Annotated in this window: 14 protein-coding genes and 1 tRNA gene; 7 read left to right on the forward strand and 8 right to left on the reverse strand. The window is 54.8% G+C overall.

All coding sequences use genetic code 11. The features are described 5' to 3' along the window. The first annotated feature begins 31 nt into the window (after window positions 1-31). The 4 genes from RAL90_RS01395 to RAL90_RS01410 all read left to right on the forward strand — a co-directional run bounded on the left by RAL90_RS01395 (window position 32) and on the right by RAL90_RS01410 (window position 11,047). Window positions 32-781 (forward strand): 4'-phosphopantetheinyl transferase superfamily protein, encoded by a 750-nt coding sequence (locus RAL90_RS01395; protein WP_306252745.1) that lies wholly within the window; start codon window positions 32-34, stop codon window positions 779-781. A 102-nt stretch (window positions 782-883) separates the two neighbouring features. Further along, on the forward strand, window positions 884-2,986 hold the full coding sequence (locus RAL90_RS01400; RefSeq protein WP_306252746.1) for an HAD family hydrolase: 2,103 nt from the start codon (window positions 884-886) through the stop codon (window positions 2,984-2,986). Beyond that, the gene (locus RAL90_RS01405; RefSeq protein ID WP_306252747.1) at window positions 2,983-5,868 is read left to right on the forward strand and encodes a type I polyketide synthase; all 2,886 of its coding nucleotides are present in this window, start codon (window positions 2,983-2,985) and stop codon (window positions 5,866-5,868) included. Before RAL90_RS01400 ends, RAL90_RS01405 begins: the two co-directional genes overlap by 4 nt. A gap of 16 nt (window positions 5,869-5,884) precedes the next feature. Next, window positions 5,885-11,047: a non-ribosomal peptide synthetase gene (locus RAL90_RS01410; RefSeq protein ID WP_306252748.1), complete on the forward strand. Its 5,163-nt coding sequence runs from the start codon at window positions 5,885-5,887 to the stop codon at window positions 11,045-11,047. A 5-nt stretch (window positions 11,048-11,052) separates the two neighbouring features. Here the strand turns inward: RAL90_RS01410 and RAL90_RS01415 are convergent, their stop codons facing one another. Further along, window positions 11,053-11,802, reverse strand: coding sequence for a thioesterase II family protein (locus RAL90_RS01415; protein ID WP_306252749.1), 750 nt, complete (start codon window positions 11,800-11,802; stop codon window positions 11,053-11,055). A gap of 52 nt (window positions 11,803-11,854) precedes the next feature. On the opposite strand from RAL90_RS01415, the gene RAL90_RS01420 reads away from it, so the two are divergent. Both RAL90_RS01420 and RAL90_RS01425 read left to right on the forward strand, forming a co-directional pair. Next, window positions 11,855-12,658 (forward strand): serine aminopeptidase domain-containing protein, encoded by an 804-nt coding sequence (locus tag RAL90_RS01420; RefSeq protein ID WP_306252750.1) that lies wholly within the window; start codon window positions 11,855-11,857, stop codon window positions 12,656-12,658. Continuing rightward, the gene (locus RAL90_RS01425) at window positions 12,655-13,467 is read left to right on the forward strand and encodes an alpha/beta fold hydrolase (protein ID WP_306252751.1); all 813 of its coding nucleotides are present in this window, start codon (window positions 12,655-12,657) and stop codon (window positions 13,465-13,467) included. Before RAL90_RS01420 ends, RAL90_RS01425 begins: the two co-directional genes overlap by 4 nt. A gap of 2 nt (window positions 13,468-13,469) precedes the next feature. Here RAL90_RS01425 and RAL90_RS01430 read toward each other — a convergent pair whose 3' ends face one another. Beyond that, entirely contained in the window at window positions 13,470-14,981 is a 1,512-nt protein-coding gene (locus tag RAL90_RS01430) for a lipopolysaccharide biosynthesis protein (RefSeq protein WP_306252752.1), read from the reverse strand. Between the two features lie 187 nt (window positions 14,982-15,168). Here RAL90_RS01430 and RAL90_RS01435 point away from each other — a divergent pair, with 187 nt between their 5' ends. After that, window positions 15,169-15,810 carry a YceI family protein gene (locus RAL90_RS01435; RefSeq protein ID WP_306252753.1) on the forward strand — a complete coding sequence of 214 codons (642 nt, stop codon included), beginning with the start codon at window positions 15,169-15,171 and terminating at the stop codon, window positions 15,808-15,810. Window positions 15,811-15,822: 12 nt separating this feature from the next. Here the strand turns inward: RAL90_RS01435 and RAL90_RS01440 are convergent, their stop codons facing one another. The 6 genes from RAL90_RS01440 to RAL90_RS01465 form a co-directional block, all read right to left on the reverse strand. Continuing rightward, window positions 15,823-16,092, reverse strand: a complete 270-nt coding sequence (locus tag RAL90_RS01440) for a hypothetical protein (protein WP_306252754.1) — start codon at window positions 16,090-16,092, stop codon at window positions 15,823-15,825. Between the two features lie 78 nt (window positions 16,093-16,170). Then, the gene (folD, locus tag RAL90_RS01445) at window positions 16,171-17,106 is read right to left on the reverse strand and encodes a bifunctional methylenetetrahydrofolate dehydrogenase/methenyltetrahydrofolate cyclohydrolase FolD (RefSeq protein ID WP_306252755.1); all 936 of its coding nucleotides are present in this window, start codon (window positions 17,104-17,106) and stop codon (window positions 16,171-16,173) included. Between the two features lie 78 nt (window positions 17,107-17,184). Next, window positions 17,185-17,260: transfer RNA gene (locus tag RAL90_RS01450), tRNA-Asn, on the reverse strand. A gap of 240 nt (window positions 17,261-17,500) precedes the next feature. Beyond that, a complete protein-coding gene (locus RAL90_RS01455) occupies window positions 17,501-20,686 on the reverse strand; it encodes an efflux RND transporter permease subunit (protein ID WP_306252756.1) in 3,186 nt (1,061 codons plus the stop codon). Then, complete coding sequence (locus RAL90_RS01460) at window positions 20,686-21,912, reverse strand: efflux RND transporter periplasmic adaptor subunit (RefSeq protein ID WP_306252757.1); 1,227 nt, start codon at window positions 21,910-21,912, stop codon at window positions 20,686-20,688. Before RAL90_RS01460 ends, RAL90_RS01455 begins: the two co-directional genes overlap by 1 nt. Further along, complete coding sequence (locus tag RAL90_RS01465) at window positions 21,912-23,477, reverse strand: efflux transporter outer membrane subunit (RefSeq protein WP_306252758.1); 1,566 nt, start codon at window positions 23,475-23,477, stop codon at window positions 21,912-21,914. Before RAL90_RS01465 ends, RAL90_RS01460 begins: the two co-directional genes overlap by 1 nt. Window positions 23,478-23,697 lie beyond the last annotated feature (220 nt).

The following is a 23,697-nucleotide window of genomic DNA, read 5'->3' on the forward strand; positions in this document are numbered from 1 at the left end:
GACGGCATTTCATCGCAGTGTGGCTGAAACGATGACTGACAACTCACCGGTAAACTGGTTCCCTGTTGAGTACGAAGACTTGGCAGAGCAGGCGCAACTGGTCGCCGACACGACAGATTTCTGGCTCCTGGACCTCACAGGCAAAGGTCAGAAAATATCCCGACTTAAAAAGCTGCTTGATGAGACAGAGCAAGCCCGTGCCCGCGCCTATCGTTTTCGCGAGCACCGGCATCGGTATATTCTGCGCCGTGCGTTTCAACGGATAATCCTTGGCGCCTATTGTGCGGTGGAACCGTCACAGCTTGAGTATGACACCGATCACCCGGAAAAACCTGCATTGCCGGCGGCCTCCGGCATTTCGTTCAGTGCTGCCAATAGTGGCAATCTTGGTCTCCTGAGTGTGAGCCATCTGCCGGTTGGCATTGATCTGGAGCATATGTTGGGGCAGCCGGCGCTGGACCTCGTCGCCAAAGATAATTTCACGAAATTTGAGCAGGAGCGCCTGCAGGGGCTCAGCCGGGATAACTGGTTGCGCGGGTTCACCCGGCTTTGGACCCAGAAGGAGGCTGTCCTGAAACTGCAAGGGATCGGCCTTTCCATGTCGCCCCTGGAAATAACCGTGGCAGATTCGCAGGACGCGGCCCGCTGGACTGATCCGCAAAAAGGGCCTGAAAGCTGGTCTTTGCACACCTTTCAGGCTGATGATCTGGCGATCGCAACCGCTGCCACATCAGTACCGATACGGCACACAAGATTTTTCAGATTTGGTGTTTCCGCCTGACGATAAGTTTTACGGCAAATTAAGTTTTCTGAACGAAGTCTATCAACGGGGGTAAATGTTCGTTTACGATTACCCTTGCGTGTAAAAATGCGGAAACGCTGGATGACGGATACAGAAGCCAGAATCGTACTCTCGGCGACATTCACGGCTGACCCGGTGGCTGATATTCTCAGTTTCTGGGCAGACCAGTTCGCGCATCCTGTTGCCCCGGCAATCGCCCCCTATGCACAAGTATATCAGCAGTTACTGGATGCTGGCAGCCTGCTGCGCCGCAACCGGCACGGGGCAAATGTCGTTCTGGTCCGCTGGCACGATCTGGCGGTTGACCTGCCAAACGCTTATGCCCGGGCAGCGCGCGAGTTGTCCGACGCTGTTCTCGCCATGCAGCACGACATTCCGCTCCTTGTCGTGTTGTGTCCGGCAGCGGACAGGCGCGAGGAAACCGACGAAGCAGACACAATCTTTCTGGAAGCTGTCGCAGGCATGACCGGCCTTGCAACCATCAGGGCCGATGAAGCCTTTGAGCGCTACGCCTGTACGGGTATCCACAACCTGCAAGGCGACCAGATAGGAAAAATACCCTATACAGATGAAGCATTTGCGGCAATCGGGACATCCGTTTATCGCTGGTTTGATGCGCGGCGGCGCAAGCCGTTGAAAATGTTGGCCGTTGACTGTGACAATACCCTGTGGGGCGGTGTTGTGGGCGAGGATGGCGCCACCGGTATTGATCTTGGTGATGGCTATCGCGCCTTGCAGGAACAGCTTGTGCGTCAGGTTGATGGCGGGCGCATCGTCTGTCTGTTGAGCAAGAATGATGCAAGCGATGTGGAAGAAGTATTTGCGCAGCGGCAGGACATGGTGCTGTCATCATCTCATATTGTCTCTCAGCGGATTAACTGGGAAGCCAAGCCCGATAACCTGACAACACTCACCAGCGAGTTGAATCTCGGCCTCGACAGTGTTCTTTTCCTGGATGACAGCACAGTGGAATGTGCTGCCATGCGCGCTTTTTGTCCGGAAGTTCAAACCGTCAAAGTGCCGCAGCAGGCTGACGAGTTTGAGAGTTTTGTACGCCACCTCTGGCTGTTCGATCAGCCCGGCGTGACGAAAGAAGATAAATCGCGTGTACAGATGTATAAAGAGCAGGTTGCGCGCGAGGAATCTCGCCGGGCCGCTGTATCCCTCGAAGATTTCTTTGCGGAGCTGGAGTTGGAGGTGACTATCTCTGCCCCGACAGCAGCGCAGCTGGGGCGTTTTTCACAACTGACCTTGAGAACAAACCAGTTCAATGCGTCCCTCGCCCGGTTGACCGAACCACAAGTGCAGCAGATTGCAGCTGAGGCAACTACCGCGCTAAGGGTCATTTCAGCGCGCGATCGTTTTGGCGATTATGGCATTGTTGGTGCCCTATGCGCGACTGCTCGTGAGACTGATCTTGAAGCAGATGTTTTCCTGCTAAGCTGCCGGGCTATGGGTCGCGGCATCGAGCACGGAATGGTGGCTGAACTGGGCCGCATTGCTGACAATCGCGGGCTTTCCCACGTGACGATCAACCTGCAGGAGGGGCCGCGCAATCACCCGGCACTGAGTTTCCTGTCCTCACTGGGCAGCGCGCAAGGGGACATTCGCAAGTCTGGCTGTGTTCGACTGAGCGCAGATGCGGCAAGGGTTGTCAGTTTTCAGCCGGGTACGGATAGTGCACCAGATGCCGCACCTGCTTCTGGCGCACCCGGCGCGCGTCGCACTGCCAATGATGTCCGGCCTGATGCGGTCTATCAGAAGATCGCAACTGAGTGGATCACTGCTGCCAGCATCCTTGATGCCATGCGCGGCGCCATCAGTGTTAGGCCCGAAATGGCAATCAGCTATGTTGCACCTTCCACGCATGTGGAGCAGAAGATAGCCGGTATATGGCAGCGGGTTTTACGACTTGAAAAAGTGGGCATCAATGATCCGTTTGGAGATCTTGGCGGAAAATCCATTCAACTCGTCCAGATCCATGCGCTGCTACAGCAGGAGCTGGAGCGACGCTTCGAGTTCACCCTATTGTTTGAACATTCAACGATTGCCTCTCTGGCACGCCAGCTGGCCACCAAGGCAGCGCCGGGTGAGGCGTCATCAGGCATGGCCAGAGCACAGAAAATGCGTGCCGCCCGTAACCGCCGATCGGTAAGCCGACAACAGAAGAGTGCCGTATCATGATGGATACCGATACACCGGAGGCCCATGAGGGTATCGCCATAGTTGGCATGTCAGGGCGCTTTCCGGGCGCGCCTGACGTGGCGTCATTCTGGCGGAACATTCAAGACAGCCGGGAGAGCATAACCCGGTTCGACATTTCCGAGCTTGAAATCCCGGTACCTGAGCAGGCAGATACGTCCGACCAGGGAGACTATATTTGCGCCAAGGGAATGCTGGACGATATAGACATGTTCGATGCGCGTTTCTTTGGTTATCTGCCCAAAGAGGCAGAGGTGATGGACCCGCAGCACCGGATTTTCCTCGAAATCTGCTCTGAAGCCATTGAACATGCCGGTTATGACGCGCAACGGTATGAGGGTGCGGTTGGTGTCTATGGCGGTTGCTATATGGACACTTATGTGCTGGCCAATCTGTGTTCTGATGAAAATTTCAGACAGAAGCTTGTGGAGTCTATCCAGGTAGGCACGCTCCAGACAGAGCTTGGTAACGACAAGGATTATCTGGCAACGCGCGTTGCCTTCAAGCTCGGCCTGCGCGGGCCTGCCATGACCTTGCAGACTGCTTGCTCCACATCGCTGGTCGCGGTGGCGACAGCCTGCCAGAGCCTTGATGCCTATCAGTGTGATATGGCGCTTGCCGGTGGCATTACGATCGTCCTGCCGCAAAAGAAGGGATACTTTTACAAAGAGGGAAGCATGTTGTCCCCGGACGGGCATTGCCGCCCGTTTGACAGTAATGCGGCGGGTACAGTCTTCAGTAATGGCGCCGCTGTACTACTGCTCAAGCGTCTCGAAGATGCGATCCGCGACCGCGACACGATCTATGGTGTCATCAAGGGGTATGCGACCAATAATGATGGTGGCCAGAAAGTCAGCTACACAGCACCAAGTGTTGACGGCCAGGCTGAGGTTATTTCCATGGCTATGGGACTGGGGGAAATAGAGCCACACACCATGGGGTATGTTGAAGCTCATGGCACGGCCACGCCGCTTGGTGACCCGATTGAGATTGCCGGGCTCACCAAGGCCTATCGTGATGGTACGGACGATACGCAGTTCTGCGCGATTGGGTCTGTCAAGGCCAATCTGGGGCATCTTGACTGTGCATCTGGAGCTATCGGTCTTATCAAATCTACATTGTGTGTGCACAATAAGGTGTTGCCGGCATTGCTGCACTTCGAGGCACCAAACCCGAAAATTGATTTCGAGTCATCTCCTTTTTATGTGAATACGGAGTTTCGCCACTGGCCTGAAAATGCCTGGCCACGGCGTGCCGGTATCAGTTCCTTCGGTGTGGGCGGTACAAACGCCCATGTGGTGATTGAGGAAGCGCCATTGCTGCCGGAAAATGACGGCAGCAAGCCGGCGGTTCTGGTTCCCTTTTCAGCAAAGACCGAGACGGCTCTCCGGCAGCAGGCGCAGCAACTGTCAAGCTGGCTTGAGAGCAATCCGGACGCCAGCCTGGCGGACCTTGCCTTTACCTTGCAGCAGGGCCGCAGCGTTTATGATTATCGTGCCACCGTTGCGGGCAGCACTGCCGCTGATCTGGCTGCAAAGCTGCAAAAGTTCAGTGACACGGGTGCGGCGGCAAAACCTGAGATACGCGAACCGGAGCTGGTATTCATGTTCCCCGGTCAGGGTGCGCAATATCCCGGCATGGGCAGGCAGTTATATTATACTGAGCCTGTTTTCCGCCAAGTGATTGATGAAGTGGCCGAGACGCTGATCCAGTCAGGTGATTTTGATACGGATATTCGTACCTATCTTCTCTGGTCCGAAGAAAACACGGTACTTGATGCTGACAAAGCCGCTGCTGACCTTTCACAAACCTGGATCACACAACCCGCAATTTTTGCGGTTGAGATCGCGCTGGCCCGCTTACTTGAAAGCTGGGGCATTTTTCCCGCGAGCATGATCGGGCACAGTGTTGGAGAATTCACCGCCGCCTGTCATGCAGGTCTGCTGTCCCTGTCTGAAGCAACCCTGCTGATCGCTGCGCGCGGCAGGTTGATCCATGACCTGCCGGGCGGGCAGATGCTCGCGGTACTGCAATCACGTGAAGAAGTTGAAAAACTGCTGCCGGATACTCTGTCCGTCGCCGCTGTCAATGCACCGGGGGCAACAGTTGTCAGTGGCAATGCGGATTATATTGAAGCTTTTGCCGAATTGCTGGCTCAGCAGGATATCAAGGCAACTGTGCTCGCCACATCCCATGCCTTTCATTCGGCGATGATGCAGGATGCCGTCGCGCCGTTGAAGGAAAAAGCTGCGAATTGCGCGTTTGGTAGCGAAATCCTTTGTGAAATAGTCTCCACATCGACTGGTGCCAAGGTCACGGCAAGCGAGTTGGGTGATCCTGATTACTGGGGGCGTCAACTGCGCCAGCCCGTTCTGTTCCAGACAGCCGTCGAAACAGCGGCGCGTGAAAATGCACATCGTATCTTTGTCGAGGTCGGACCGGGGCAAGCATTATGTTCATTCGCCCGGCGGGCGCTGCAGGGAGATATTAAGCGCATGGCTTTTCCGGCCATGGGCCCTGCTCGTGATCCTGGTCCTGATTTTGAAAACCTCCTCACGCTTGCCGGGCAGCTCTGGTCCAATGGTGTCACGCCAGACTGGTCGATGTTGGAAGACGGGACTCCGCGCCGCATGGCCCTGCCGACATATCCGTTCGAGCGAAAGAGGTTTTGGGTGGAGCCGACGATTTCATCCTCAGTACCGGTGCAAAACCAACATGAAGTGCACACAAAAATAGAATCAGAAGTATCTGAAACACCAGAGCAGGCACCTGCTCCGGCGGTACTGGAAGATGAAGTTGAAACATTGATCCGGCAGCAACTGGAAGTCATTTCCGGCCAGTTGAAGATGCTCGGCGGTCAATAGGAATGAAGGCAAAAACATGACCCAGTCACAATCTGCGCGCGCAAATGATATACTCGCTCAGCTAACGGAATTAACAGCCAATTTGTCAGGGTATGATGAAGCGGATCTTGGTGCGAGCCAAACCTTTCTGGAGTTGGGATTTGACAGCCTTTTTCTGACCCAACTGGCAACAGCGTTTCAGAAGCAATATAATGTCAAGATCACGTTCCGGCAGCTTTTTGACGAATTGCCGACTCTTGCAGCAATCTCTGCTCATATTGATACACAATTACCAGCCGACACTGCACCCGCAGAAAAAGCGGCAGAGCCGCAACCAGTGCAGGCTGCTGCCCCCGCTCAGATGCCGCATGAAGCGCCACAAATGCTGCCTGCTGCGCCAGCAGCCACAGTCGCGCCGACGCTGCTTGTCACGCCTCTTGCGGGCGCAGGGAATGCCGGCGGCCTTTCAGGTATATTCTCGGAACAGATCAACCTGATGACCCAGCAGCTGCAAATGTTGCAAGCTGCCCGCAGCGGTAAACCAGCTACTCAGCCGGTTGTTGCTCAACAGGCTGCGGCTGCCTCTGTTGCGCCCATCCAGACGCCACAAACAGGCGTGCCAGCCGAGGAGACAGCGACTGAAGCAGAGCCGGAGAAGCCGCAACTGCCGAAAGGCTTTGGCCCGACACAGAATTCGGTACTTTCCGCAAATGCGCTTTCTGCAGAGCAAAAAGCGCATATCGCCCGCCTGGTGGGCAGGTATAATGCCAAAACGCAAGTCTCCAAGAAAAGAACGCAGGCGGACCGTGCCTATCACGCAGACCCACGCACGGCTGCGGGTTTCAATCCGATCTGGAAGGAAATGGTTTACCCGATTGTTGTTGAGCGCTCCAAGGGGGCATATCTCTGGGATGCAGACGGTAATCAGTATATTGATATGCTGAATGGTTTTGGCCCCAACTTTTTCGGTCATAATGCCCCGTTCATTACAGAGGCCTTGAAGGCCCAGCTTGATGACAGTTACGAAGTGGGCCCACAAACGCCACGCGCGGGCGAAGCTGCAAAGCTGCTCTGTGAGCTGACCGGTATGGATCGCGTCAGTTGGGTCAATACTGGTTCAGAAGCTGTGCAGGCGGCTATCCGGATCTCGCGTACCATGACCGGGCGAGACAAGATCGTAGTCTTTTCCGGTGACTATCATGGTAATTTTGACGAAGTACTCGTGCGGGGCACAAAGAACGCACGTGGCCGCCGGACTATTCCTCTGGCACCGGGCATACCGTTTGATTCCGTTGGCAATGTCATTGTCCTTGACTATGGCGATATGGCTTCTCTGGAAGAAATAAAGGCGCAGGCAGATGATATTGCGGCGGTGCTTGTTGAGCCAATTCAGAGCCGTCGACCTGAACTTCAGCCGAAAGAGTTTCTCCACGCCTTGCGTGATCTGACGCGCGAAGAGGAAATTGTCCTTGTTTTTGATGAAGTGATTACAGGCTTTAGAACCGGACCGGGCGGCGCACAGGCATATTTCGGCATAGAAGCTGACATGGCGACTTATGGCAAAATCATCGGGGGCGGAATGCCCATTGGTGTTGTCGCCGGGCGCTCAAGATTCATGGATACTTTTGATGGCGGCCAGTGGTCCTATGGGGACGATTCAAGACCAACTGCAGGGGTTACCTTCTTTGCAGGGACTTTCGTGCGCCACCCGCTGGCAATCGCTGCTGCCCATGCATCCCTGTCCTATATCAAGACCGCAGGGCCTGCGCTCCAGCAGGGCGTCAATAAAAAGGCCACCCGGCTTGCGACGACGCTGACGGCGTTTTTTGCGGAGCAAGGCGTCAATTTTGAGGTGCCGCATTTTGCCTCGCAGATGTTCATTCGCAATAATGAAGAAAATGAACTGGCGACGCTTTTCTTCTATCACATGCGTGATCGGGGCATTCATCTGCTGGAAGGTTTCCCGACATACATGACTGCTGCGTATACGGATGAGGATGTGGATCAGGTTATCGCGGCTGCAAAAGACAGCATCTTCGAGATGCAGGCAGATGGCATCCTGGCAACGCCACACGGCAAGAGCGTTGTGTATAACAGAAAATTCGACCTTACAGATGCGCAGCGCCATACATGGCTCGCCTGCCAGATGGGAGAGGAGGCTTCCTGCGCCTTTAATGAGTCAGATACGGTTCTGATAAAAGGCAAGCTGGATGAGCAGAAATTCAGCGAGGCTGTCGAACACGGACTTGCCAGCCATGAAGCCTTCCGGGTGCGGTTTGATCCTGATGGTGAATATCAGTGGGTCGATCACGCATTGACGCTCTGCGTTGAAAGCCATGACTTTGGTGATCTGTCGGGCGAAGCGCTGGCTGAGAAAACTGAAGCCTTCTTTGCCGCACAGGGTTGCCAGGCTTTCGATCTTGAAAACGGGCCACTGGTGCGTGCGCATTTGATCCGCACAGGGGCGGAAAGCTGGATATTTACGATCTATTGCCACCATCTGGTTTTTGACGGGTATTCAGCTCAACTGGTCATTGATGATATTGTCCAGCGGTATAACCAAGCTGTCTCTGGGCATGAACGGGAGCGTACAGAATTTGTACCCTTCAGCGTTTATGCGCAGGCTATAGCGCCGCAGTCAGGCAACGAAGCACAAGCACGCTCCAGAGTATTCTGGCAGGAAGTCTTTTCTGATAAGGTGCCTGCTCTCATTGATTTGCCAACGGATAAATCTCGCCAGGCAGAGCGGCAATATGCAGGCTCCACCTATCACCATGAGCTGAAAACCGATCTGACAGAAAAACTGCAGGGGACAGCGCGCAAACTTGGTGTCAGCCAGAATGCCGTTCTGTTTTCTGCCTTTGCGGCGCTGCTGTCGCGCCTTTCTGCGCAGGATGATTTTGTGATTGCCATGCCTGCCGCCGGACAGGCGCGACATGAACTGGAAACAGTTGGCTACTGTGTCAACATGCTGCCAGTCAGGCTGCAACCAGCTTATGATGCTTCTTTTGCGGACTTCGCGAGACAGACACAAAAGTCTGTACTTGATGCTTTTGATCATCAGGAATTTACCTTCAGTGAACTGCTACAGGACATCAACGCGCCGCGTCACACCGGGCGTCTGTCTCTGACAGAAACAGTTTTCAACTACAGTCGGTATTTTTCAGATATCGACATGACTGGCTGTGAGGTTTCTGCGCGGGAGAACCGGCGCCAGTCGGTTTATTATGATCTGTTTTTTAATATCGTTGAAGCAGACGGCAGACTGCATGTGGATTTTGATTTTGCTACCTCCCTATATCGCGAAGAAACAATCGCGCGCTGGGTGACGCATTTTGAAACCTTGCTGGAAGATGCGCTTGTCTATCCTGAACGGGCGATAGGCGAGCTGACCCTTGATACAGAAGGACAGGCCGGCTTCAGCTTGACAGGTCCAACCACCAGTCATGATATGGATAAAAATGTGGTCAGCCTTTTTGCCACGGCGGCGGCAGCCTCACCTGACTCTGTTGCGATAATCTGCGATGGCAAGGCCACGACTTACGGTCAGCTTCAGGCGTATGCCAGTCAACTGACAAATTATCTGGCCGAGCAGAATGTCGGGGCAGGGGATATTGTCGGTATCATGCTCAACCGTTCCGTTGACATGGTGGCGAGCATTCTGGCGATCTGGAGTCGCGGCGCCGCCTATCTGCCACTCGATCCTGAATTTCCCGTTGAGCGTCTGAACTACATGGTCGAGGATGCCGGGGCCTGCAGGGTCATTTCCTCGGCCGATCTTGCTACTCTGTCCGGGCAGCTCAAGGCACCCGTTCTTGACCTGACAAGAGAGATAACGGCCATCGCTGGACAGGCAACAGCGGTCAAGCAGGAGATACAGCTAAAGCCAGAAGACAGGGCCTATGTCATTTACACCTCAGGGTCCACCGGCAAGCCGAAAGGGGTCGAGAACACCCATGGCGCATTGCTGAACTTTGTCGAGTCGATGAAAGTGTCGCCGGGTCTTGTCTCTACAGACCGCCTGCTGGCTGTCACAACCCTGTCCTTTGATATTTCCCTGCTCGAACTGATGGTGCCCCTGTCAGCCGGGGCACAGATTATCATGGCAACACAGGATGAAGTGCTGGATGGGTATGACTTGTGTGATCTCATTACGGACAATGAAGTGACAATCATGCAAGCGACACCTGCCACCTGGCGCCTGATGCTTGACTGCGAGTGGGATGGTACGCAAACCCTCAAGGCCCTGTGTGGTGGCGAGCCGCTCCCGTCGGCGCTGGCAGAACAGTTGCTGCCCAGGACTGTAGAATTGTGGAATATGTATGGACCAACAGAAACAACTGTCTGGTCAACCTGCGTGAAAATTTCAGACCATACTGATATTACTGTTGGTACACCAATAGATAACACTGTCCTCTATGTGCTCGACGATTATCTGCGCCCCGTGCCCAAAGGCGTCCCGGGGGAGTTGTGGATTGGCGGTGCCGGTGTGGCGCGCGGGTATATCGGCAGACCGGAACTCACCGCCGAGCGCTTCCGGGCGGATCCTTTTGTGGATGATGTTGCGGCCCGGATATATTGCACCGGGGACCGGGCCATTCTGCTGCCGGACGGCAGGGTTGAGATGCGGGGCCGGCGCGACAATCAGGTCAAGGTCCGGGGGCACCGTATTGAACTGGGCGAGGTTGAGGAAGTTCTTGCGTGTCATTACGCGCTAGATGCAGTGGCTATCGCCGTGCGTGATGACCATCATGGTGAGCCCATGCTTGCCGCCTATATCGTGCCGGGGAATCGCGAGCGCGTTACCCATAGTGACCTGCGCCAGTGGCTGCGGCAGTCCGTGCCCGATTATATGGTGCCACAGGTTTTTGTTGAAATTGCAAAACTGCCGCTCACCGGCAATAACAAGCTTGATCGCAATGCTTTGCCGGAGGCTGTGTCCTTGCGGCTGGTGGAAACAGATCGTGTACTGCCGCGTACCGAGCGCGAGCGTGAAATTGCGGCACTCTGGCAGGAAATGCTCGAGATTACGGATATTTCCGTGACAGATAATTTCTTCGAGCTGGGCGGACAATCATTGCAGGTTGCGAAAATGTCAGCCTTGCTCCGGAAAATGCATGGCTACAGAATTTCTCCGCGCGCAGTGATTTTCGAAACACTGGAGCAACTGGCCGCATCTGTTGACCGGGAAGCCAGTTAATGCACTCAGCCTGCCGCAATATCCTGACGAATATACGCAAGCACCTTTTCGGTGCTATCCATGTGAAACAGATGGCCCCCCTCGATGGTGTGATGGGCGAAATCGGACGAGGTTTCAGCCTGCCACTTGCTGGCGTCACGGTCCGCCGTACCCGGATCATCATTGCCGGTAAAGACACTGACAGGGCAGGGCAGGGGGGTGGCGGCCTGCCAGCGACAGGATGTCAGCAGGGCAAAATCGGCCCGCAGAACCGGCATGATCATTTCCCTGATCTCGGGATTGTCCATGGCAGGCCCTTGAGAGCCATAGCGGGCTGTGAAAAGCGACAGCAGTTCCTCATCCGAAAGGGTGTCAATGTCCGCGACCGGCTCCGCTACGTCACCCGGCCAGTGCCTGCCGGAGACAAACAGATGCGCAAGCCGTTTTTTGCTCGTGGCGAGATGCCGTGCGGCCGCAAGGGCGATCAGCGCTCCAAGGCTGTGACCAAACAGCGCGACAGGTGTCGGGGGCAACTGGTCCAGAGCCTGGCAGACACCTTCCATCATTGGCTGCCACCTGGTGAAGGGCTGTTCGTCCAGCCTGTCTTCACGTCCTGGCAGTTGCAGCGCCAGCACCTCAACCGTCTCGGGCAGGTATGACGGCCATTTCCGATATATTGATGCGCCCGCGCCAGCATGGGGCACACAGACCAGTCTTGTCTGCGCCATCGGGCGCGCCTGCAGACAGCGCAGAACAACTTCGGGTATATTCTCCATCCCTATTTGATGCCTCCGTTCGCGGCAGAATTTCAATGACAAGGTGGCCCCTATGACTCCCCTGCATTTTGGCCCGTCGGCTGCCCCTCTATATGGCGTTTATCATCCTGCCAAACAGCCATCAGGCCGGGCGCCTGCCATTCTTTTATGCAGCCCGTTTGGGGTAGAAGCCATACGCGCTTTTCGCATCTACCGCATTCTTGCAGAGAAGCTCGCCGCGGCCGGATCACCTGTCCTGCGCTTCGACTATACCGGGACGGGGAATGCCGCTGGCGATGATACAGCATTTTCTGTCACCAGTGCTGTGGAAGATATATTAATCGCGCATCAGGAACTGACCGACATGAGCGGGGCGACCCGTGTTGCCTGGCTGGGCTTGCGCCTTGGGGCCGGGCTGGCCCTGCTGGCAAGCCAGCGCAAGCCGCGAGCGCTTGGCGGTGTTTGCCTCTGGGACCCGGTGACGGACGGGTCGGACTATCTTCAGGCTATTCAATCTGCACACGTGACAGAGCTTGCGCGCGTCTTTGACCAGTCTGAAAAATCTGCCGCCTCTATGCGGCAAAAGACGGGCTCTCGTGCCGAAGCAATGGGTTTTGCGCTTGGCGATGCGTTGCAGTCCGGCATGGATGAGCTGTCTCTGGCAGCCATAAAGTCACGCCCGGCCCGGCATATGGCGATCATTGCAGGCGAACAACAGCATGAGCTTGAGCAGCACCTTGAGGCAACGGGTGTAAAACTTGTCGCTCACACAGATGAAGAAAGCCAGTCATGGAACTCTGATGCGGCGCTCAATGCTTTTTCAGTACCCCGAAAGACACTTGATCTGTTGGTGGAAACTCTCGGAGAGCTGAGATGAGAGAAGAAATCGTTCAGTTTGGTGATGATAACCGGCTTTCGGGTATTCTCACATTGAGCCCCGAGATGGTGACGGACAGGCCGCTGGTCATCTTTCTCAATGCGGGCATTGTGCATCATGTTGGCCCCAACCGGCTGCATGTGAAACTGGCGCGCGCGCTCGCAGAAGAGCGATATGAGGTATTGCGGTTCGACCTGTCCGGATTGGGAGAAAGCCTGCCAGCACCTGCAGGCAAGGGCTATGAAGAACAATCCATTGCGGATACGCGCCAGGCCATCGACATGATGCAGGCCCGTTTTGGCGAGCGGCCCATCGTGCTTGCGGGCATATGTTCGGGGGCAGACAACAGCTACCGGACGGCCTTGAGGGATGACCGCGTTACCGGACTTATCCTGCTTGATCCCTATGCCTATCAGAATACAACCGCCCAGATTTCGGATCTTGCCAAGCGGGCGCAGGACCCGGAGCGCTGGAAACGCCTCGCAGGCCGCCTTCTTTCCGGCACCGAGGGGGCGGAAGACGAAGAGGAAATCATGGAAGACGACAATGATCGTATTCCGCCAGAGCGCGAGGTATTCGGGGCTGACCTGCAATCCCTCACGCAACGCGGCGTCAGCCTGCTGATGTTATATACAAGCTCTGTCCGGCATTTGATAAATGCGCGTAATCAGTTCCACCAGACTTTCAGGGATTTTGATTTCGCCGACAAATTGGAAGTCGATGTTCTGTCCCATGTGGACCATACATATACGGAGTTAGGCGCTCAAAAAGAGTTGAGCCAGCGGCTTCTCAACTGGCTGGCCGTTTGAGGTCAGGCTTGTTTTCTGTTTGCCAGAAAGCCGGTAACATATCGCCTGATTTGCTGCTCAACCCCGTTAGGCTGGCCTGACAGTCTCCAGATCAGGAAATGCGTTGCACAATAGACAACACCGCCGAGCATTACATCTGCTGCAAGACGTATGATTACAGGAAGGTCCGGCCAGAAGGGGATTAGGGGGCGGAACATGATAAACCATAATGTCATCATGCTGCAGGCAAATACTGTTCGGCGAATCTGCCATATCGGACACCAGAAGGGGCGGCCACTGACTTTCTGATAAACAAGCAGGCTCATGCATGAATTGAATGTGGCGCCTATGGCCGTCGCCCATATTGCGCCGATAAGGCCATAGGCTGAAGCAGCCCAGATCAGCAATGGTGTACGGACACAAAAATAGGCAACTTCACGCCAGACAATCAGATGCGTGCGATCACGCGCCATGGCAAACCCTTCAAGGGACATGAACAACATCACCAGTCCGGCTGCCGGGGCGTAAATCTGGAAGACGGGGATGACGGCCAGCCAGTTCTGCCCCAGCAAGATTGCGACAAGATCAGCAGCCACCAGCGCACAACCAAGCGCCGCTGGCAGGCCTATCGCTGCAAGCACCTCAATACCCTGCAGGAAAGTCTTGTTCATTTCGCCCTGTTTTTCCTGCAACTCAGAGAGTCCCGGATAGACGGCACGTGCCATCGGGGCGGCAATCTCCTCGGTGGGGATGTCAGCAATCTGGTGGCCAATATAGAACGCGCCTGTGGCAGCCGGGCCAGTCAGCTTGGGCATAATCAGCACATCCAGCTTGTTGTTCAGGGCTGTGATGAAACTGACGGCTGCGACCCAGCCGGAAAATCCGAATACTTCCCGGATGGCCGCAAAGGACAGGCGCGGTCTGTAGGATCGGAAAAAATAGGACAAGGCAGTTTCTGTCAGGGCACCCGCAATTATGCCGATAATGATCGCCCAGTACGTCCGGAAGGTAACGGCGATAAAAATGGACACTGCCACACTGATGACTTTGACTGCCGCATCAAGCTGGAAAGTGCGGGTAAAGTCGAGTTGGCGTTCCAGCTCGTAAAATTTTGGATTCTTCAACCCGAGAATAAACGGTGTGATACTGATGGCCAGCACGACAGCAGCCGTGCGGTCATCATCGAACAGGGCAGGCGCGAAGGGCACGAGCGCAAGCATGACCAGCATGACGACGCCCCCGCGCAGGACAGAAAGCGTGAAAACAGTATCAATCATGCTTTCGGAAGCGGTCTGGAACCGGATCACCGTCTGGCGCACGCCAATATCGGAGATGTTCTGTAAGAGCTGCATGAGCGTGATGCCGATCGCCACAAGACCGAAATCCTCCGGAACCAGGAGGCGGGCCAGAATCAGCGTGTTGATCAGCCCGAGCATACGCACGAGCATACGCGCGCCCATGATCCATACCGTGCCCAGTGCGATACGCTCGCCAAGAGAGCGCTGCGGGGTAATATGTTCAGGTATTTCTTGCACGTATGCGCCCTGTAAATCCGGGCAAATGTATCACCTGACAAGTTAAAGCAGGATTAGGGATTCGCGCACGGGACTGTTGATAGTTCATTTGCCTCTAACGGCGAGAATGTTACATATCAATAGCTATACAGGTTAAGTCAGCGCCCGTTTGAGGTGTGCTTGCCCCGTCAACATAAGGATGCCCCACATGAGATTCGCCACATTTCTGGTTTTACCAATCATTCTGACAGCCTGTGGGGGCGCCGGGGACAGCGCCGTGGCAAACTCTGTCGCTTCTGCCGGTGCGGCAGAGGCTGGTGCCTTCTCTGAGCTCGTGAGCCTCGACGGAGATTTCGTCTGGACACCTGACTATGCGGCCAGTGCAGTCACCTTTTCGGCTGAGCAGGAAGGCAGTATTTTTGAAGGGCGCTTTGACAGTTTCAGGGCAGCCATCCGCCTCAATCCTGACAATCTTGGTGATGCTGAAATTCACGCGATCATTGATATGGCATCTGTTGATGCCGGTGATGATGACAGGAACAGTTCACTGCCGACCAATGACTGGTTCAGGACGAGGTCGTTCCCGACAGCCACGTTCCGCTCTTCAGCGGTATCTGAACGTCCTGACGGCACCTATGAAGCTGCCGGTGAGTTGACGATCAAAGGCGTCTCAAGGCCGGTGACGTTGCCGTTTGAGCTGGAAATTGACGGCAACATGGCGTCCGCTTCTGGCAGCATCAGCCTTGACCGTACGGACTTCAATGTTGGTGAAGGGGCGTATGCAGATGATGCCTGGATTGGCTATACAGTGGACGTTTCTGTCACTGTTACAGCGAGCCGCCAGGACTAGTCATCTCAAGCATCAGTGAAGCGCGGGGGACGCGCTGACGGCAATTTCTGCCCACTGTTTAGTTGGCCTGTAGCCCTGAATGGTCACTGGCATTACATCACCATTGTCCAGTTGAATGCACAGGTCTGGCTGTTCGGCCGCCTCCCACAGAACGAGTGGCTTGCCGTTCAAACCACCGCGGCCGCCTGTTGCATGGCAGTCACTGCCAAACTCGATACTATACGTCACCTGACCGAGAATAAACGCACCGCGCTTGAGCGTGCCTGTTCCTGTTATTTTCATGAGCCAACCAAAGTTTTTAATCTGACTCATCATAAAACTGATTCTTCGCTAGGGAGAACCTGCTTCAATCGCCGGGGCTCAAGTGTCCTGGTGGAGGGCTGACAGGTCCAATACATGTTCCGTACCAACATCATGCAGCCGGCCAGCAGCCACATATGTGTTGGCCATCAACATGGCGATTGTCATCGGGCCAACGCCGCCGGGGACAGGCGTTATGGCACCAGCAGTCTGTGACACCTCCGTATAGGCAACATCGCCAACCAGCCGTGTTTTTCCCGGTCCCTTTTCAGGCGCATCAACGCGGTTGATGCCGACATCAATCACCGTCGCCCCCGGCTTGATCCAGTCGGCTTTCACCATTTCTGCCCTGCCGACAGCAGCAACGACGATATCAGCCGCGCACACCACATCTGCAATGTTTCTGGTGCGGCTATGGGCGATGGTGACGGTGCAGTTTTCCTGCAACAGCAGTTGGGCAACCGGTTTGCCGACAATGTTGGAACGGCCGACAATAACGGCATTCAGCCCTGACAGGTCCTTGCCCAGCGCTGCCTTGGCAAGAAGGATACTGCCAGCGGGCGTGCACGGTACCAGCGCCTGATCCGTCTGGCCGGAATGCAGGAGACCGACATTCACGGGGTGAAAGCCATCTACGTCCTTTGCGGGATCAATCAGGCGCAGCACTTTTGTCTCGTCGATATGGTCTGGCAATGGCAACTGCACGAGAATGCCATGCACGGTCGGGTCAGCATTCAGGTCCTCTATCAGGGAGAGCAAGTCTGCCTCGGATGTATCCTTGTCGAGGGTGTGTTGCTCGGATTTGAAGCCGCACTTGTCCGCCATTTTGCCCTTGTTGCGCACATAAACCTGGCTTGCCGGGTCTTCCCCCACAAGCACAACTGACAGACCGGGTGTGATGCCCGTGGCATCTGTCAACTTCCCTGTGGCTGCACTGATTGCGTCCACAAGCTTTGCGGCGATTTCCTTGCCATTGATAATTCTGCTGTCAGGCATCCATGAACTCCCTTGTCCGCGGTTGGTAGGAAAGGAAGCCTGAGTCGGCAATGTGTGTTTTCGAGATAAAGAAAAAAGTGGCTCCCTGAACAGGACTCGAACCTGTGACCCAGTGATTAACAGTCACTTGCTCTACCAACTGAGCTATCAGGGATCAGCCTTGGAAACTGGGCTATAGCAAAGGCAATACGGCAAATCCATGATTTTTTTGCTAATAGCGTGAGAAAATATCTCCCACGAAAAACGGCTCCGCTTGGGGAACGGAGCCGCTACTCACTGTCGTGGGGTATGGTGGGGTATCTTCTTGGGAGAAGATGTATTCAAGATGCACGTAAAAAGTTAACGGGGTCTTAAGACGGTAAACTTTCTTGCGTATTTCTTAAAAATTTTTGCCTCACCGAGTTTCTGTTCCAAGATCTTCCCCGTCACTCTCCTGTAGCAGTGAGTCGACATCCGGCACATGGCCACTGAGTGATTCGCCCTGGCCCAGTTTCGGCTGGCTTTCGCCAGTCCAGAGGCCACGGAAGAAGCGCGCAATATCCGCGCCGACCGCATACAGCGCGGGGACGAAAATGAGCGTCACAAAGAGAGCGAAAAGAACCCCATAGGCGAGGGCGACAATCATTGGCCGAAGGAAGTCAGCATTGATGGAGGTCTCCAGCATGATCGGTACCAAACCAAGGAACGTAGTGAGGGAGGTCAGGATAATTGGCCGGAAACGGGCAACGCCCGCTTCTACCAGGGCTGCAAAAGCCCCGGCACCCTCACGCCGCAGCCGGTTTACGTAATCGACCAGCACCAGGTTGTCGTTCACGACCACACCTGCAGCTGCACAGACGCCGAAGACCGAGAAGACACCGAACGGTTCCCCCCAGAACAGATGCCCGAATATGGCCCCCATCACCGCGAAGGGTATCGCTGACATGATCAGGATCGGCTGGAAGTAGGAGGAGAAGCCAATCGCCACCAGCATGTACATGGCAATGATTGCCAGCATCAGTAGGGTCACCAGTTCAGCAAAGAACTCCTGCTGGTCCTGCGTTTGTCCACGCTGAGCGATAGAGACATTTGGATAGCGATCCCTGAACTCTGGAAAATAGGTCCGATAGAACTCCTGACGTATAGCATTTGCATCAATGCCGTCGCGTACATCGGCGGTCACCGTCGTTGAGCGTTTGCGCTCAAACCGTCTGATCTGGCTGTAGCTCGGCGCATAGTTGATATCGACAATAGCCGAGAGCGGAATTTCGCGCCCGTCGGGTGTGCGTATGCGGAAACTCTGGAGGCTCTCCAGATTTTCACGAGTCTCTTTTGGATACCGCACCATAACACGGACGTCTTCTCCATCGCGGGGGAGGCGTTGGGCTTCTTCACCGAAATAAGCCTGACGGACTTGACGGGAAACTTCAGCCAGTGACAAGCCGAAGCGCTCTGCGCCCGGTTTCAGGGTTACCTGAATTTCATCCGTCACAGACTGCAGTTGGTTACGGACATCGTACACGCCGTTGATCCCATTCAGATAGGCTACAATGTCGGCAGAAGCGCGGCGCAGTTCATCCAGATCATTGGACTCAATGCCGAAGTTGAGATCACTACCACCATCACTCAATGTAAAGCTGATATCAATAGACTCAGCATCTGGAATATCGCCAATTTTTTCGCGCAATCTATCTGCTATTTCACTGGCACTGATTGTACGCCATTTGCCATCATTGAGAGTCAGGAAAGCGCCGGAACCGCCCTCGCTTGCAAAAACAAAAATGCTTTCGATCAGCTCATTGTCGCCTTCTTCTTCACGGACTTCGTCTTTCAGCTCCTCGGCAGCGGCTTCTAGAATGTCATAGACTTCGAGATTGCGGGAATATGGTGTGCCTTCACGCGGTGTTACATTCACATTGATGAATGGTGCTTCCACATCAGGAATAAAGGCCGTGCGCACCCAGCCTTGAGATAGAAGCGAAATGGCAACCATAAAAAAGCCGAAAAAGGTGATGATCGTCGCCCAGCGGAACCTGATACTTAATGAAATCAACGGCCGATAGAACGCGTTTGAGAACCAGATCATGCTGTCAGCAATCTTCTGCTGGAAGCGGTTGAACGGATTTGTATCACTGACCGGCTTCATGTGTGACAGGTGAGCTGGCAAAATCAAGAATGATTCAATCAGTGAAAATGTCAGCGCAAAGATCACTACATAAGTGATATTGGCCATTTGTTCCGAAGCAGGCCCGCCAATCAAAACGAAGGGCAGGAAGGCAATCATGGTTGTCAAAACGGCGAAAAAGACCGGCTTAACAACAATCTGTGTGCCAATCAAAGCGGCGTCAATGCCCTGTTTTCCACGCTCTGTCTGCCGATGAATACTTTCCCCGACAATGAGCGCGTCATCAACCACAATCCCGATCACCAGCAGCAAGCCAAACAGCGATAGCATGTTCAGAGTGATGCCAACCATGGGTAGGAATATGAAGCTACCGGCAAAGGCCGTTGCAATGCCGGTAACCACCCAGAACGCCACGATAGGGCGTAGAAACAGGACAAGCACGATCATTACGAGAATAAGGCCTGTCAGCGCATTGGAACTAACCAGTTCCATACGCTCCGTGTAAGCCTCAGAGAAGTCGAATTGTACTTCAAGGTCCAGTTCTGCCGGCTGGGTCCGCTGTTTTTCTTCAACCCATGCCTGGATGGCATCGGAGAGTTCGACCACATTGAAGTTTTCCGGGGCGTTGACGTTCAGAGATATTGAACGGTTACCGTCGAGCTCTGTTTTGAAATTTGCATCAACAAAACCGTCCACCACAATTGCGACATCTCCGATAGTGATAAATGATCCATCGGGATTCTGGCGTACGAGGATGCGTGAGAACTCTTCTTCCGTATCAGCAAGGTTACGGACACTCAGATTGATAGTGCCTGTTTCAGTGCGAACGGTGCCAGAAGAGCCATCGATAGATGTGCCTCTAATGGCCTGAGCCACGTCATCGAAAGTGAGCCCGTAGCGGCGCAAGGCTTCTTCGGAAACTTCGATTGAGACTTCTTCATCACGGGCCCCGTTGATGGTCACCAGGGGCGAGCCGTTCGGTAAAGCGGCCAGCTCGTCACGATACTGACGGGCCAGACGGTAGAGTTCGCGCTCTTCGACGTCCCCGGCGAGTGAAATTGAGAAAATCTGGTTGTTGAATGAACGGCGTGACACGACCGGCGGAAATGCATCTCTCGGCAGAGTGCTGATTCCATCAACCTGGCTTTTCACCTCATTCAGGAATTCAGTGAAGTTGCCTTGTTCCACCATGCTGACGGTGACAGTTGCCACGCCTTCACGCGCGACGGCAGTTACCTGATCAAGATTATCAATGCCGGAAACCGCTTCTTCAATGCGCAGAATAATCTGCTCTTCGACCTCGATGGGCGATGCACCCTGCCAAACCACGCTTACGGTTACGTCGTTAATTTTCGGGCTGGGAAAGACCTCGCGATCAAGGCCGATAAATGTGACGATACCGCCGATGAAGATAGCCACCATCAGCAGATTGGCCGCAATTGAGTTGCGCGCCCACCAGTTAATCATACCACTCATCAGTTAGCCCCTGTATTGCTCGTTGCTGATTGAGCTGCAGGACGCTCGGATGAAGCAGGCGTGCCGCCCTGTGGCAGCGGCCTTACTTCGTCACCGACACGGGCAGAGCCGAGACGGGAGACAACAATTTTCATATCTTCTTCAAGGCCGCCAGTGATGACGATACCACGCGGCACCGCGGCAACGACAGTAACCGGCATCTGCTCCAGCTTGTCCTCATCATTGACGATATAGACTGTATCATCATTCTGCACAGCGATTGCCGGCAGAACCATGGCGTTGTCGATTGTCGGTCCCTGAACAGCAGCGGTGACGAACAGGCCGATCGCCAGCGGGAAGCCTTCATCGGCTGCAGAGCCATAGGGGTCCTGTACTTCGACGATCGCAGCAATCTGGCGCGTTGTTGAATCAATCGCGGCATCGGTGCGGACGATGCGACCTTCCCAGCTACGCTCCTTGCCGCCAATCACGGCAGAAAGGGTCACGCTCGGGCCGGGGCCGCTGAAGGCCAGTGGCAAGCCGAGCTTGGCAAAGTCATCATCAGTCATTGGCAGCCTGATCTCGGCTGTATCGGTCGAGAAAATCCGGCCGAGGGCAGAACCAGGACCAACATACTGGCCCACATCAGCGTTTTTCTGGCGGATACGGCCATTGAACGGGGCGCGAATGGTTGCGCGGCGCAGGCTCAAACGGGCTGAGTCAAGGTCGGCGCGGGCGGCATCATAATTAGCCTGTGCCTGGTTGAGCTGCGGCAGGCGCAGCGTCAGGGCTGAGGGTTCTCCGTCTGTGACATCACCGCTCAGATCTTCGTAATCCTTGCGTGCAAGCTCGGCTTCAGCTTCTTCAAGGCGCAGGGCCTGTGCGGCCTGTGCAAGATTGGCCTCTGACCGGGTCACGGCGTTGCGATAATCATCAGGCTCGATCTGAACGAGAATGTCACCTGCTGAAAAAGCACCACCATCTGCGAAACTTTCTGAAACCGACTGTATTTTGCCGGCAACCTGGGTTGTCAGTGTAATGTCTGTCTTGGGACGGACTTCACCTTGAGCAATCACGCTGAGACTGACTGGCTCCGATTTGGCTTCCATGTAGAAAACAGCCGGCGCCTGAATAACGGGCGTTGCCTCCGGTGGCTTCGGGGCCATCTGGCCCATCAAGCCAATCAGAAAGACAAAGCCGACGATGATGGCGAGCGTGCCGCCTATTACAGAGAGTTTGCGTAGCATTATTCAGCCCCCACAGCTGTTGTGTCTTCGGCCCGGTCACCCCGGACTTGAGTCCACCATCTTGAAAAAAGCGGCATATCGTCTTCTTCAACGACATTAGTTTTGCCACGAACGAATTTTTCTTCACCTACATCAAAGGTGCCGCCAAGCGCCATGTAAAGCTGTACCCGGTTAATCAGGCGCTGCTGGCGGGCTGTGATATATTGCGCCTCATTCGAAATGCGGCGTTGCTGCGCCTGAATGAGATTGAAGATGTTGCGCGTACCGTTGATGTATTGGCGCTCGGTCAGTTCTTCGCTGGCACGGGCCTCTTCAAAAGCCAGCTTAAGCGCATCTTCGCGGGCGGCCAGAAGGGTCTCGGCCGCAATCGCGTTTTCAACTTCCTGATAGGCGCTGAGCACGGTGCTGACGTAATTGTAGGCGGACTGCTCGACTAGGGCTCTTTGTTGTTTCTTTTGAGCGTCGAGTCTGCCGCCAGCGAAAATCTGTTGGGTAATTGTCAGAGCAATACTGCCAATCAAATCATCGACATCTACTAGGTTATCAAATTCATCGGCGCTGGCAATACCATTCGCAGCGACGCGGAATGATGGCAAGAATGCTTTGAGAGCGGCTCTTTCGCGAAGGCCTTCTGCCTTCAAACGATTCTCTGCAGCAAGAACGTCTGGTCTCTTATCCAGAAGACTCTCAGGTGTTCCGAGCCCGACAACGATACCCTCAGCATTTGCTATAGAGGCCAAAGCAGGCAGCTCTTCCGCTGTGGTCAATTCTGCCGCAGGATAACGGCCCAGTAGCACCTCGAGGGAGCGTTTGGCTTCCAGTTCAGTTTGCTGGCGCGAGATGAGGGAGGCTTTGGACGTGGCCAGAGAGGACCGGGCAAGGCGTACATCAAGGCTGGAGGAAACACCGCGCTCATAGCGGCGCTCGGTGATGCGCAGGTTGGCTTCACCGGTTTCCACATCACGCTCGGCCAGTTCACGTTGCAGTCGCGCACTGACAAGATTGTACCAACCGATTGTTACATTGCCAGCGATAGAAAGACGCGCGCCGTCGAAGTCAAGGCTTGCAGCGGCCGCATCACGGTAGGCCGCTCTCGCTGAGTCGCTCAGGCGACCCCAGACATCAGCTTCCCATGAGCCGCTCAAGTTGAAGGTAAAGTTCGTTATGGAGCCGGGAACAGGGGGAGCTGTCGGATCAATACTGAAACCTTCCCCCGTGTCGTCATCCCTGTTGCCTCTGACGGATGCTGAAACTTGCGGCAAAGCGCCGGACAGGACCTGTCGGAACCCTTGCCTGGCGGCACGGACACGGGCAGCAGAAGCGCCCAGGTCATTGTTGTTGTTCATGGCCTCCAGAATGAGGCTGTTCAGCGTCGGGTCCGCGAAGCTCTCGACCCAGTTCAGGGGCAGCGGCTGATCACTGCCTGCAGATGTCGCGTCAGAAAGGGAAGTCCATTCAGCCGGTGCTTCAATTGGTGCCAGCAGTTCTTCAGGCGGTTGTGTCGCGCAGGAAGCCAGAACAGCGCAAACAGCCACGATAGACGTGTGACGGTACAGATTTTTCATACAATATAAGTGCGGCCGGAGACCCGGCAGCATTCCCTCTCAAATTACACGCCCCGTTACATACATAGTAGCATATACCAGCGACGCCATATTCCGCATGTGGTCAACTAAAATGGTTTTAACCTTTTATGGTTAACGAAACTGAGTGTGGTGCGCGGATTGATCGGTATTGCCCTGACGCAAGGGCACAGCCACGGATCGCTAGAAATAACTATTGTAA

Source organism: Parvularcula sp. IMCC14364, from assembly GCF_030758415.1.
GTDB lineage: Bacteria > Pseudomonadota > Alphaproteobacteria > Caulobacterales > Parvularculaceae > Aquisalinus.

Bases quoted from the DNA above. Each gene is read 5' to 3' on its own strand.
- RAL90_RS01395 (WP_306252745.1), top strand. From the start codon at position 32: ATGACTGACAACTCACCGGTAAACTGGTTCCCTGTTGAGTACGAAGAC.
- RAL90_RS01400 (WP_306252746.1), top strand. From the start codon at position 884: ATGACGGATACAGAAGCCAGAATCGTACTCTCGGCGACATTCACGGCT.
- RAL90_RS01405 (WP_306252747.1), top strand. From the start codon at position 2,983: ATGATGGATACCGATACACCGGAGGCCCATGAGGGTATCGCCATAGTT.
- RAL90_RS01410 (WP_306252748.1), top strand. From the start codon at position 5,885: ATGACCCAGTCACAATCTGCGCGCGCAAATGATATACTCGCTCAGCTA.
- RAL90_RS01415 (WP_306252749.1), bottom strand. From the start codon at position 11,802: ATGGAGAATATACCCGAAGTTGTTCTGCGCTGTCTGCAGGCGCGCCCG.
- RAL90_RS01420 (WP_306252750.1), top strand. From the start codon at position 11,855: ATGACTCCCCTGCATTTTGGCCCGTCGGCTGCCCCTCTATATGGCGTT.
- RAL90_RS01425 (WP_306252751.1), top strand. From the start codon at position 12,655: ATGAGAGAAGAAATCGTTCAGTTTGGTGATGATAACCGGCTTTCGGGT.
- RAL90_RS01435 (WP_306252753.1), top strand. From the start codon at position 15,169: ATGAGATTCGCCACATTTCTGGTTTTACCAATCATTCTGACAGCCTGT.
- RAL90_RS01440 (WP_306252754.1), bottom strand. From the start codon at position 16,092: ATGAAAATAACAGGAACAGGCACGCTCAAGCGCGGTGCGTTTATTCTC.
- folD (WP_306252755.1), bottom strand. From the start codon at position 17,106: ATGCCTGACAGCAGAATTATCAATGGCAAGGAAATCGCCGCAAAGCTT.
- RAL90_RS01455 (WP_306252756.1), bottom strand. From the start codon at position 20,686: ATGAGTGGTATGATTAACTGGTGGGCGCGCAACTCAATTGCGGCCAAT.
- RAL90_RS01460 (WP_306252757.1), bottom strand. From the start codon at position 21,912: ATGCTACGCAAACTCTCTGTAATAGGCGGCACGCTCGCCATCATCGTC.
- RAL90_RS01465 (WP_306252758.1), bottom strand. From the start codon at position 23,477: ATGAAAAATCTGTACCGTCACACGTCTATCGTGGCTGTTTGCGCTGTT.